The organism is Rhizobium sp. FG113, assembly GCF_057809895.1.
In genome coordinates this window covers 53661-65457 of the sequence record NZ_JBMDKV010000025.1, presented here as the reverse complement: position 1 = coordinate 65457, position 11797 = coordinate 53661, and the positions used below count along the sequence as shown (strand labels likewise).

The following is an 11797-nucleotide window of genomic DNA, read 5'->3' as shown; positions in this document are numbered from 1 at the left end:
AGATCCTCGGGACGAGCCCGAGGATGACGGCTGAGTAAATGGCGCATCTCCGTAATCTATTGAAACACCGAGGCAAACATCCTTTCGACGTCATCCTCGGGCTTGTCCCGAGGATCTGCGCACAGTCCGATTTGCTCGACTTTCATGGACACTTGGCGCCAGCAAGAAGTCAGCAGTGTCGTCTCGTCGGCAGCGGGTAGGCCACGCCAAAGATCGGCCAACGTCTGCAATGACAGTTTCGTCTACTGCCGCCGTCCTGCTTCCCCATTTCCGTTGCATTCTTGGATGCGTGCTTAGATCCTCGGGACGAGCCCGAGGATGACGGCTGAGTAAATGGCGCATCTCCGTAACCTATTGAAACACCGGGGCAAACATCCTTTCGACGTCATCCTCGGGCTCGTCCCGAGGATCTGCGCACGGTCCCATTTGCTCGACTTTCATGGACACTTGGCGCTAGGATGCAACGCACGAGGTCATGCGAGGGGGAGGCGAGGTGGCGGAGGTTCCGAGTGAGACGCAGCGCAAGCTGACGACGATCTTTTCGGCGGATGTGCAGGACTATACGCGGCTGATGGGCGTCGACGAGGAGGGGACGCTCGAGACGCTGAAGCGATATCGCGACCGGATGTCCCGGCTGATTGAGGCGCATGGCGGGCGGGTGGTCAATACCTGGGGAGACGGGCTGATCGCCGAGTTTCCGAGCGTGGTCGAGGCGGTGCGCGCCGCCGTCGACGTGCAGAACGAGCTCGCGGGGTTGAACGCCGCCCGGCCTGCCGATGGCCGCATGCTGTTTCGCATCGGCATCAATCTTGGCGACGTGATCGTCGAGGGCAGCGATATCTATGGCGACGGCGTCAATATCGCCGCGCGGCTGCAGGCGCAGGCACCGGCCGGCGGCGTGGTGATTTCGAACACTGTTTACGACCAGGTGCGCAACAAGGTAGCTGTCGGGTTCGATTTCCTCGGGCCGCTGAACGTGAAGAACGTCGCCGAGGCGGTGCCGAGCTATGTCGTCAGGATCGGGGACGGTGCTGGCGATGCGGCGGCGGGGCATGTGCGTGCCGCCGGGATGCCGTCGGGCGCTGCGGCTCAATCGGCGGGGCCGGGTCCGTTGGGCGGTAATCGACCGGGTCCGATGGCCGGCGTGTTGCCGGGTCAGCGCGAGGGCCAGAGCGCGGACCAGCGACGGAACCTTGCGGTGCTCGGCGTGATCGCGGCAGCACTCGTCGTCATCAACACGCTGACATGGCACGGGGTCTTCTGGGCGGCTTGGCCGCTCTTGGCGCTGGCCTATGTCGCGGCGATGCGCTGGGCGCATCTGCAGGAGCGGTTCGATGCGCGGCTTGTGGCGCTTGCCATCTCGGCGCTCGGGCTGATCGGCATCAACCTTCTCTCATGGCACGGCACCTTCTGGGCGATCTGGCCGCTTCTTGCCATCGCCGTCGTGGGCGGCCTGCGCTGGGCGCGGCGGGGCTAAGCATGTCGCGCAAAAGTGTGCAGCGGTTTTGCGGCGACGACATGCGATAAAACAAAGAGTTTTTCTCGGCCTACGCCACCACCTTCGTAGCCTTGGCCGGCAGCTTGGTCGCTGCATAGTCGCGGACGGCGTCGCCGAATGCGGTGAAGAGCTGGTTGGAGGGCTTGTCGGTTTCGGCCCAGTATTCGGGATGCCATTGCACGCCGACGGCAAAGGCTTTTGCGTCGATGACGGAGACGGCCTCGACCGTGCCGTCCTCGGCGACAGCTTCGACCGCAAGGCGGGGTGCTGTCTCGGCGATTGCCTGGCGGTGCAGTGAGTTCACCTTGATCTCGCCGGAGCCGACAATGCCTGCGATGCAGGAACCTTCTCTGACATGCACGTTCTGGCGGATCGCGTACATGCCGTCGCGGTCGACATTATCGGGCTTGCGGTGGTCCCAGATGCCGGGCTGGTCCTGGATCTCGCTGGCGAGCGTGCCGCCGAGCGCGACGTTCAGTTCCTGGATGCCGCGGCAGATGGCGAGCAGCGGGATGGCGCGGTCGATGGCGCGGCGGATGAGGGGCAGCGAGGTCGCGTCGCGGGCGGGGTCGAAGGGGCCGTCGGCCTCGGTCGCTTCCTTGCCGTAGCGCGCGGGGTGGACGTTGCTGGCCGAGCCGGAAACGAGGACGCCGTCGACGCGGTCGAGAATGGCGTCGATGTCGTAGCCTTCCTCGAAGGCCGGGATGATGAAGGCCATGACGCCTGATGCGTTCAGCGCGGCGCGGACATATTGGTGCTGCACGGCATGCCAGGTGGCGCCGTCAAAGCTGCGGATATCGGCGGGAACGGCGACGATGGGCTTGGTCATTGTCTATCCTGAGGGCGATCATCTCTTGCCAATGAGAGAAACCAGAACGGCTTTCCTGTCAACGTGTGCCTGATGTGCCCGGCCAAATTGCGGCAAAGCCATGCGCCGCCCACGCGACGAGACGGCAACGAGACGACTAAGCCGCTGATTCCGATCGAAATGCGCTACTCGCCATATTGGTGTCGTGATCCCAAAGACTAATAGGCCGGCGCTTGAATCACCTGCGTCCGCATGCTTAGCTTCCCTCGTTCCGCGGGTGGGGAGAGTTTGGCCCTGCTGAACCAACAATGGGAGGTTTTTGATGGATCGTCGTTCATTCTTCAAGAAGGCAGGAACAGCGGGCGTCGGCGCCGTTGCTGCCTCGGCTCTGGCGGCACCCGCCATCGCCCAGGAAAATCCGAAGATCGCCTGGCGCATGACATCGTCGTTTCCGAAGAGCCTGGACACGATCTATGGCGCGGCCGACGATATCGCCAAGCATCTGGCCGCATCGACCGACGGCAATTTCACCATCCAGCCCTTTGCCGCCGGCGAAATCATTCCCGGCCTGCAGGCGGCCGATGCCGTCAGCGCCGGAACGGTGGAAGCGGCGCACACCTGCTCCTATTACTTCGTCGGCAAGGACCCGACCTACGCGATCGGCACCGCCATTCCCTTCGGGCTCAACGGGCGCCTCACCAATGCCTGGTTCTACGAGGGCAACGGCAATACGCTGATGAACGAATTCTACGCCACGCAGGGCATTTACGGCCTGCCGGCGGGCAATACCGGCGCCCAGATGGGCGGCTGGTTCCGCAAGGAAATCAATACGCTGGATGATCTGAAGGGCGTGAAAATGCGCATTGCCGGCCTCGCCGGCCAGGTGATCAGCAAGCTCGGCGTCATCCCGCAGCAGATCGCCGGCGGCGATATCTATCCGGCGCTGGAAAAGGGCACGATCGACGCCTCCGAGTTCGTCGGCCCATACGACGACCTGAAGCTCGGCCTGCATAAGGTCGCGAAGTATTACTACTATCCCGGCTGGTGGGAGGGCGGGCCTACGGTGCACGCCTTCTTCAACCTGGAAAAGTGGAATAGCCTGCCGAAGCACTACCAGGCGGCACTCACCGATGCCTGCGCGTTTGCCAACACCAACATGATGGCGAAGTACGACATGAAGAACCCGCCGGCGCTGAAGCAGCTGGTCTCCGAGGGTGCTACGCTCAGGCCCTTCAGCCAGGAGATCATGGAAGCCTGCTTCCAGGCATCGCTTGGGATCTATGCGGAGATTTCGGCGTCCAATCCCTACTTCAAGAAGATCTACGAGGATCAGACGGCGTTCAAGCGCGACGCGTATCTCTGGATGCAGCTGTCGGAATATACGTTCGACACGTTCATGATGATCCAGCAGCGGGCTGGGAAGATCTGAATTTGAGGGGGCTGACGTTCTGCCGTTTGGCCCCCTCATCCGCCTGCCGGCACCTTCTCCCCGCTGGGGAGAAGAGACTCGGGGCGAGCCGCTCGCTCCATCTTCCCTTCGCCCCAGCGGGGAGAAGGTGGCCCGAAGGGTTCAGGTGCAGCTTGCTGCACCGGGGATGAGGGGGCTCCGGGCTCCGAGTTATCTACCCCCTATCCAACTGAAACCCCTACTTGATCACCGGCGGCTGGCTCAAATCCGGCTGCGCGGGCTTCACCTGCGCCGGCGGCTGCCCCGGCAAGCCGTTCATCGGCGGCAGCGCCAGGCCCGGCATGCCGGGTGGAGTACCAAGCCCGTTGCCGCCAAAGCCAGGGACCTCGATCTTGATCGTGTTCAGATCCACCTCCGGCCCCTTCTTCAGCCAGTAGGTCACCGATTGCGGCCAGAAGATCACGATGGCGACGAGGATGAGCTGCATGCCGACCCAGGGCAGGGCGCCCATGTAGATGTCGGAGGTCTTGACGCTGCGGTCGGCGATCGAGCGGAGATAGAAGAGTGCGAAGCCGAAGGGCGGGTGCATGAAGCTCGTCTGCATGTTGACGCAGATCAGCACGCCGAACCAGATCAGGTCGATGCCGAGCGCGGAGGCAACCGGGGCCAGCATCGGGATGACGATGAAGGCGATCTCGAAGAAATCGAGGAAGAAGGCGAGCACGAAGATGAAGATGTTGACGAAGATCAGGAAGCCGACCGGGCCGCCGGGGATGCCCGAGAGCATGTGCTCGATCCAGCGCGAGCCGTCCATGCCCTGAAAGACGAGGCTGAAGCAGGTGGAGCCGATCAGGATCATCACCACCATGGACGTGATATGCATGGTGGAGCGCATCGCTTCCTGCATCAGCGGCCAGGTCAGGCGGCGGTGCATGGCGGCGAGCGCCATGGCGCCGACGACGCCGAGCGCGCCGGCTTCGGTGGGGGTCGCGAGACCCATGAAGATGGTGCCAAGCACGAGGAAGATCAGCACGATCGAGGGCACCATGCCCGACAGAACCTTGAAGAGCAGCGCCCAGGTGAAATCGCCGCGCACCTCCTTCGGTAACGGCGGCACGGAGGCGGGTTTCACGATCGACAGGATCAGGATGTAGATCATGAAGATCGCCACCTGCAGGATCGAGGGGCCGATGGCGCCGAGATACATGTCGCCCACCGACTTGCCGAGCTGATCGGCGAGGACGACGAGGACGAGGGAGGGCGGGATGACCTGGGTGATGGTGCCGGATGCCGCGATGACACCGGTGGCGAGCCTCGGGCTATAGCCGTAGCGCAGCATGATGGGCAGCGAGATGACGCCCATGGTGATGACGGAGGCGGCGACCGTTCCGGTGATGGCGCCGAGCACCGCGCCGACGAGGATGACCGCATAGGCAAGGCCGCCGGGGATGCGGCCGAAGAGCTTGCCCATGCCCTCGAGCAGGTCCTCCGCCAGGCCGCAGCGCTCCAGGATGGCGCCCATGAAAGTGAAGAAGGGGATGGCGAGCAGGAGATCGTTGGAGACGATGCCGAAGAAGCGCAATGGGAGCGCCTGCAGGAAGGCCTCGCTGAAATGGCCGGTGGCGACGCCGATGATGCCGAAGAACAGGCCGACGGCGGCGAGCGAAAAGGCCACCGGGAAACCGTAGAGCATGAACAGGACCATGCCCACGAACATGGCCGGCGGAATGATGCCGAAATCGAACAATGGCTTTCCTCCCGGTCGCGGTTACTGCAGCGGCTTTTCGTATTTGGTCTCGACGACCAAATGACCCGTCAGCGCGGCGATGCGCTTGATCAGCTCGGAGAGACCCTGCAGCGTCAAAAGGCCGAAGCCCGCGACCAGGATGAGCTTGACCGGCCAGCGGATCAGCCCGCCGGCGTTGGAAGAGACCTCGTGCTGGACATAGGAAAGCCAGAAGAAGGGCCAGCAGAGCCATGTGAGGAAGATGCAGGCCGGAAGCAGGAAGACGATCAGGCCGATCGTGTCGATCCACAGACGCGCCCGGTCGGACACCGAGCCGTAGATCAGGTCGACGCGGACATGTTCGTTCATTCGCAGCGTATGGGCGGCGCCGAGCACGACGACGAAGGCGAAGAGATACCACTGGATCTCGAGCCAGCCGTTGGAGCTGTAATTGAAGGTGTAGCGGATCAGCGCGTTGGCGGCGCTGATCAGGCAACAGAACAGCACCATATATTCGGACAGCTTGCCCATGAACTGGCTGACAGCATCGATCAGCCGGCTGGCGGCTAGAAAAACCGGCATGCCTTTCCCCCTCCTATTTCATGGGTTTTACCCCATGCTCTCCCACCTCAAGTGGTAGATCAGGGACCCTGAAATTGGAAGCGGAAAGCCCGGATGTTGGATTATAGTCTTATATGGCGGGCGAACCGCCAGCAGCACTTGCCGGGGAGGATGGCGACAACCTCTGGATGGACCGCCTTATTGTAAAACATCCCCGACAAGCTGCAAAAACAGCCGATTCGCGTCGTAGCTCTCGCTAAGATTGTAGAAAAATCAACCAAATGTGTGCGTGGCCTGAAATCAATTTTTAAAGGGTTGGCGGTAATGTTTCGCCGCACAGGGAAAGTATGGATGAAGCCACATAACCCGAACAGGGTCCCTACTGACGTATATCTGTCTTTCGTGAGTTCCCTTTTCGGGAACCGGATGACGCTCGTCGCGGGTGTGGCCGTGCATGTCGTCGCGTTTCTCGCCGTCGCCGCCAAAACCGATTCCCCGTTTTACGTCCTGCTCTCCATCGCGTTCCTCATCGTCTTTGTCGCGCGCATGATCACCTTTCGCATGTTCGACAAGGTGGACAAGTCGACGCTTTCGCGCGAGCGGATCGAGCATTGGGAAACGGTCTATGTGATCGGTGCCGCCTCGACCGCCGCCATTCTCGGCATCGGCAGCGGCTACGCGATCTTCTTCCTGCAGGACCCGTTCGCCGAACTCGCCTGCACGGCGGTGACGATGGCCTCCATGGTCTCGGTCGTCGGCCGCAACTATGGTTCGCAGAAGGCGATCGACCTGCAGACGCTGGCCTGCTGCCTGCCGATGATCCTCTGCAGCCTTATGGCGCTCGATTTCTATCGCACCATGCTGTCGGTGTTTCTCATCCCGTTCGGCCTGACGACGCGGGCCATGGCAAATGGCGTGCGCGAGTTTCTCTATGAGAACGTGATTGCCCGCCGCGAGATCACCCAGATCGCCGATCGTTTCGACACGGCGCTTAACAACATGCCGCACGGCCTCGTCATGGTCGATCCGGAAAACCGCATCCAGGTGATCAACCGCAAGGCCTGCGATCTCCTGAAGATCGGCGATCCTGGCCGGCTGAAGGACCGCGATCTCGGCGCGGTGCTGCGCTATGGCGCGCGCTACAGCTTCATGGATTCGACGCAGCCGGAGCTGATCCTCAGGCAGATGACGCATGTCGCCGAAGGCAAGTTGTCGCGCACGCTCATTCATTTCCCCGAAGACTTGTCGCTCGAGTTTTCCGCCAGCCGCCGCGCCGATGGCGGCGCCGTCTTGATCTTCGAGGATGTGTCGAGCCGCGTGAAGGCGGCGCAGAAGATCTTGCACATGGTGCGCTACGACGCGCTGACGGGGCTGCCGAACCGCGAGTATTTCAGCCATCTCGTGCAGGATTATCTCAACAAGCACCACAAGAAGCGCGGCCCTGTCGGCTTCATGGTTCTCGATATCGACGAGTTCAAGCACGTCAACGATATGCGCGGCCATATCACCGGCGACCATCTGCTGTGCAATATCGCCAACCGGATCGAGGAACAGGCGCGCAAGGCCATCGTCGGCCGCCTGATGGGTGACCAGTTCATCCTGTTCTTCCCGCATGCCAAGGATAACGAGGCGCTCGACGCCGAGATTCGGCGCGTCCACACCGCGATCCAGGGTAATTACGAAGCCGATGACGTGACCTTCCTGGTCTCGCTCTCGGCCGGCTTCGCGATCCTCGAGAGCGATGCATTCGCCATGGACGAATGGAGCATCAAGGCCGATCTCGCGCTATCGGAAGCAAAGTCCAAGGAGCGCGGCGGCATTGCCGGCTTCGAGCGCGAAATGGATGGCCGCTATATCGAGCAGCAGAAGCTGAAGGCGGATCTGCGCGAAGCCGTCGCCAACCAGGGCCTCAGCGTCGCCTACCAGCCGATGTTCAAGGCCGATGGCACGCGGATCGAATGCGCCGAGGCGCTGTCGCGCTGGGTGCACCCCGAGAAGGGCTCGATCCCGCCGGATGTCTTCATCCGTCTCGCCGAAGAGATGGGCATCATCTCCGAGATCACCCGCTTCGTGCTGATGAAGGCCTGCGCCGACTGCATGACCTGGCCGGAGCACGTCGCCGTCTCGGTCAACCTCTCGGCGCGCGACCTGCGCGACGCCGATATCCTGGCGGTCGTTGCCCAGGCGCTCGACAATTCCGGCCTGGAGCCGGAGCGGCTGCATCTGGAGATCACCGAAAGCTGCCTGATCGACGAGCCGGCCGCCGTGCGCGCCATCCTGGCGCAGCTTCGCGCCTCGGGCATCACGATTGCCATCGACGACTTCGGCACCGGCTTCTCCAGCCTCAGCTATCTCGACACGCTGCCGCTTGATATCGTCAAGATCGACCGCTCCTTCCTGCGCAACATCGTCGAGGATGGTCGCCGCCTGAAGTTGCTGCGCGGCACGGTCAACCTGGCGCGCGAGCTCGGCCTGAAGATCGTCACCGAGGGTGTCGAGACGACCGAGCAGCTGGCGCTTCTCAACAAGTACCGGGCGACTGATCTCGTCCAGGGCTACGTGTTCTCGCCGGCCGTTCCGTCGCAGAACATCGTGCTCCTCTCGCAGAGCCTGAGCCGCCGCTCGACGCCGCGCAAACGCCCGAGAGTTGCATAAATCCACCCGTCAGAATGTTTAAGACCACGCTTATAAGCGTGTGTTTTCCGTGTTCGCGTTAACCTTAACAGCTCAAATCTAAGGCAAATTTTAATTAATTCTTGCCCTTCTCGCGGTTCCATATGATTAATGGCCCATTAACTTTTGGGCCGGGATGCAATGGTGGACAACTCTTTAAAGACGAGTGATTTCAGCAGCAAAATTCTCGAAATAATGGACCACGTGGAATACCGCCGTATTGAGAGCGGTGAGGACATGGAAGAGGTCGAGCGGCTGCGTTACAAAGCCTACAAGGCGCGCGAGGTGCTGCCTGTCGCGGCCAAGTCGATGATCGACGATGCCGACTTCGACAGCCAGGCCTATGTGTTTGGTCTCTACTATTACGAGCAACTGGTCAGCACGATCCGCATCCACCACGTGACACCCGATCATCGCGTGTCGCAATCGGGTGGGATCTTTCCGGCCGAGATGGATGCGTTCCTCGATGCCGGCCTCAGCCTCGTCGATCCGGCGCGGTTCGCCGCCGATCCGGAGCTCAGCACCGAGTTGCCGTGGCTGCCTTACCTGACGCTGCGGCCGAACATCGTGGCGGCCGCACACTTCAGGGCCGACCGCGTGATGCAGCATGTGCGCCCCGCGCATGCGGCTTTCTACAAGCGCGTCTTTTACGCCGATACCGTCGTCGCCAACCGGATGACAGAGACCTACGGCTTCGAGCTGACGCTGATGGCGACCAATGTGATCGAGGTCGGCCGCAAGCTCTTGACGCGCTATCCGTTCTTCATCTCCAGCGCCAGCGAGCAGCGGATGATGTTCTCGCGCGATCCCGTCGGGGGCATGCCGCCGCTCAACATCATTCCCACGGCGCGCTTCATGCCCGAGGGCGATCTCGGAACCGATCTGCCGCTTTGAGCGGCGATCAGCAATGCATGAGACGGCCGCTCGCCTGCGGCATTCTCATGCATTGCGCTTTTCCGGGCTTTGTGTAATTCCTCTAGCGGGACATTTGCGCGTGGGAGCGCGTGGATGAGAAAGGCATGCGGCCGCATCATATTGCGGGCCGGGGTTTCAGGGAGATGACAAGCATGGCCGAGCACAATACCGGACCCGCCGAAGTCGGCGCGCCGATGGACTATCCAGCGCACGAGCAGACCTACAACATGTTCCTGGTGGCCGCGAAGTTCGGCACGCTGTTCCTCGTTGCGCTGCTGCTCGGCATGACCGCCGGCTTCTTCGCAGGCGCCGGCCTGCTCGGCGGCATCGTGGTGCTGCTGATCGTCTTCATCGCCGGCCTCGTGCTGCTGCGCTAAGCGCGGCTAACGAGCTTATCCAGATAATTTGAAATGATCGATCCGGGTGGGTGACTACCCGGATTTCGTTCGTGCGCGCATATCAGGCAGTCGATCGTCTCAGTCGCGCTGCAGCACGCGGCGCGGCGCCGTCAGTTCCCAGCGCAGGCCTTCCGGGCGGAAGTCGACATGGACGCTGCCGCTGAAGGCGGCGGCGGCGTGGTTCTTGATGACGGTCGTGCCGAAGCCGGAGCGCTCGGGTGCTGTCACAGGCGGGCCGTTTCGCTCGTCCCAGACGACGCGGAGCATCTCCTCGGTGTGCTCGTCTTCCTGGATGCTCTGCCAGTAGAGCCGGACGCGGCCCTGGGGGACGGAGAGCGCGCCGTACTTGATCGAATTGGTGGCGAGCTCATGCAGGGTGAGGCCTAGGTTCTGCACGGCTTCGGGCTTCAGCATGAAATCGGTGCCCGTCACCTCGATCTGCTGCAGGGCGTGGGGGAAGGCTTCGAGATGGATGTCGATGACGCGGCGTAGCGACGCGCCGGCCCATTGTTCGCTGGTCAGAAGCTGGATGGAGCGCGCCAGCCCCTCCAGACGATCGGCGACGGCTGCCTGGTATTCCTCGACCGAGCTTGCCTGCCGGGCGATCTGGCGCATCATCGCCTGGGCGAGCGCAAGCAGGTTCTTGGTGCGGTGGACGAGCTCGTTCATGACGAAATGCAGCCGGTCTTCCGTCTGGCTGCGGTCGAAGGAGGCGTTGGAGAGGGCCACGGCGACGCGGTTTGCCTCGATCACGCTGGTTTCGATCGGCGCGACGATGTGGCCTTCGCCCATGCGGTTTGCCATGTCGGCGATGGCTCGGATGGTGGTGCGGACCTGGCGGGCGACGATATAGGCGCCGAAGATGGCGACCAGAAACAGCGCGATGCCGCCGATGATCAGGAAGCGCCATGTCGTGAGGATCGAGGCCTGGGCGGTGGCGACCGGTCCCCAGACCACGGCCTTCCAAGACCAGCCGGGGATCTGCGCATAGCCGAGCAGAGCCTTTGGCATGATGACGCTATCCTCGTAGACGCCGCTCGAATTGATCAGCTGAGGCAGAATGCGCGGGTCGAAAGGCTGGCCGAAGGCGAGGTTGGTGGCGCCGGCGGAGGCGACGACATGGCCGCTCTGATCAAGGATAGCGGCCGACCAGTCGGACGACAGGCCCTCCGTCGAGACCATCTTGGCGAGGTCCTTGGCGTTCTGGGTGACGATCAGGGCCGCGACGTCGCCGATCTTGACGGGCATGGCGACATTGTAGACCCATTCGCCGCTGGTGCGGCCCATGAAGACATCGGATGCCTCGATGCGGCCGGAGCGGATGACCGATTCGACCGATGGCAGATTGGCCACCTTGCCGAGTGGCGTGCCGTAATCGACGCGGGTGTTGAGAAGGAGCTGGCCCGATTTGTCCACCGCCAGCACGTAGAGCGTGTCGCCACGCATCGCGGTTTCTGTGCGGTTATGGAAGGCGGCGAAATCGTCGTGCTCGAGTTCTGGCGAGGTCGAGAGCAGCCGCAGCGTGGTCGCCATGTCCTGCAGCTGGCGGTCGACAGTGCGGGCTAGAGCGGTCGCGTCCTGCGCGGTCTCGCGCTTCAGGATCGAACGCTGGCTGTCTTCCAGCTGGCCGAGCAACAGCGCCACCAGCGCGAAAATGGGGAGCGCCACGGCAACAGCCATCGCGATCAGGTATGTACCGATCGAAGCCTTGGGGAAGAAACGCAGGCTACGCTTCATCGGCACTGGCACCGCCTGACGCGTGAGAGAGCGGCCGCGGACACAAGTTTCCAACAGGTAACAGCAGAGACTT

General features: G+C 62.4%; 9 protein-coding genes. 5 read left to right on the top strand and 4 right to left on the bottom strand.

Translation table 11 applies throughout. From position 1 onward, the window contains the following. Nucleotides 1-475 precede the first annotated feature (475 nt). Entirely contained in the window at nt 476-1477 is a 1002-nt protein-coding gene (locus ACODTZ_RS32580) for an adenylate/guanylate cyclase domain-containing protein (protein ID WP_489030995.1), read from the top strand. 70 nt (nt 1478-1547) lie between these two features. On the opposite strand, the gene ACODTZ_RS32575 is transcribed toward ACODTZ_RS32580, so the two are convergent. Then, on the bottom strand, nt 1548-2327 hold the full coding sequence (locus ACODTZ_RS32575; protein WP_489030993.1) for a gamma-glutamyl-gamma-aminobutyrate hydrolase family protein: 780 nt from the start codon (nt 2325-2327) through the stop codon (nt 1548-1550). A 301-nt stretch (nt 2328-2628) separates the two neighbouring features. On the opposite strand from ACODTZ_RS32575, the gene ACODTZ_RS32570 reads away from it, so the two are divergent. Further along, nucleotides 2629-3735 carry a TRAP transporter substrate-binding protein gene (locus tag ACODTZ_RS32570; RefSeq protein ID WP_018901926.1) on the top strand — a complete coding sequence of 369 codons (1107 nt, stop codon included), beginning with the start codon at nt 2629-2631 and terminating at the stop codon, nt 3733-3735. Nucleotides 3736-3952: 217 nt separating this feature from the next. Here the strand turns inward: ACODTZ_RS32570 and ACODTZ_RS32565 are convergent, their stop codons facing one another. Together ACODTZ_RS32565 and ACODTZ_RS32560 are read right to left on the bottom strand one after the other, a co-directional pair. After that, nucleotides 3953-5461, bottom strand: a complete 1509-nt coding sequence (locus ACODTZ_RS32565; protein ID WP_113009248.1) for a TRAP transporter large permease — start codon at nt 5459-5461, stop codon at nt 3953-3955. Between the two features lie 21 nt (nt 5462-5482). Then, a complete protein-coding gene (locus tag ACODTZ_RS32560; RefSeq protein WP_018899834.1) occupies nt 5483-6022 on the bottom strand; it encodes a TRAP transporter small permease subunit in 540 nt (179 codons plus the stop codon). A gap of 330 nt (nt 6023-6352) precedes the next feature. Between ACODTZ_RS32560 and ACODTZ_RS32555 the strand changes: the two genes are divergently transcribed. From ACODTZ_RS32555 to ACODTZ_RS32545, 3 genes are all read left to right on the top strand, one after another. After that, the gene (locus ACODTZ_RS32555; protein ID WP_489030990.1) at nt 6353-8656 is read left to right on the top strand and encodes a putative bifunctional diguanylate cyclase/phosphodiesterase; all 2304 of its coding nucleotides are present in this window, start codon (nt 6353-6355) and stop codon (nt 8654-8656) included. 159 nt (nt 8657-8815) lie between these two features. Then, nucleotides 8816-9568: an N-acyl amino acid synthase FeeM domain-containing protein gene (locus tag ACODTZ_RS32550; protein ID WP_047509636.1), complete on the top strand. Its 753-nt coding sequence runs from the start codon at nt 8816-8818 to the stop codon at nt 9566-9568. Nucleotides 9569-9741: 173 nt separating this feature from the next. Next, a complete protein-coding gene (locus ACODTZ_RS32545; RefSeq protein ID WP_047509634.1) occupies nt 9742-9966 on the top strand; it encodes an aa3-type cytochrome c oxidase subunit IV in 225 nt (74 codons plus the stop codon). Between the two features lie 99 nt (nt 9967-10065). On the opposite strand, the gene ACODTZ_RS32540 is transcribed toward ACODTZ_RS32545, so the two are convergent. Beyond that, nucleotides 10066-11724 carry a sensor histidine kinase gene (locus ACODTZ_RS32540; RefSeq protein ID WP_489030999.1) on the bottom strand — a complete coding sequence of 553 codons (1659 nt, stop codon included), beginning with the start codon at nt 11722-11724 and terminating at the stop codon, nt 10066-10068. Nucleotides 11725-11797: the final 73 nt, after the last annotated feature.

Excerpts from the sequence above, each read along its gene's own strand:
- ACODTZ_RS32540 (WP_489030999.1), bottom strand. The coding sequence starts at position 11,724 with ATGAAGCGTAGCCTGCGTTTCTTCCCCAAGGCTTCGATCGGTACATAC.
- ACODTZ_RS32550 (WP_047509636.1), top strand. The coding sequence starts at position 8,816 with ATGGTGGACAACTCTTTAAAGACGAGTGATTTCAGCAGCAAAATTCTC.
- ACODTZ_RS32545 (WP_047509634.1), top strand. The coding sequence starts at position 9,742 with ATGGCCGAGCACAATACCGGACCCGCCGAAGTCGGCGCGCCGATGGAC.
- ACODTZ_RS32555 (WP_489030990.1), top strand. The coding sequence starts at position 6,353 with ATGAAGCCACATAACCCGAACAGGGTCCCTACTGACGTATATCTGTCT.
- ACODTZ_RS32580 (WP_489030995.1), top strand. The coding sequence starts at position 476 with ATGCGAGGGGGAGGCGAGGTGGCGGAGGTTCCGAGTGAGACGCAGCGC.
- ACODTZ_RS32570 (WP_018901926.1), top strand. The coding sequence starts at position 2,629 with ATGGATCGTCGTTCATTCTTCAAGAAGGCAGGAACAGCGGGCGTCGGC.
- ACODTZ_RS32560 (WP_018899834.1), bottom strand. The coding sequence starts at position 6,022 with ATGCCGGTTTTTCTAGCCGCCAGCCGGCTGATCGATGCTGTCAGCCAG.
- ACODTZ_RS32575 (WP_489030993.1), bottom strand. The coding sequence starts at position 2,327 with ATGACCAAGCCCATCGTCGCCGTTCCCGCCGATATCCGCAGCTTTGAC.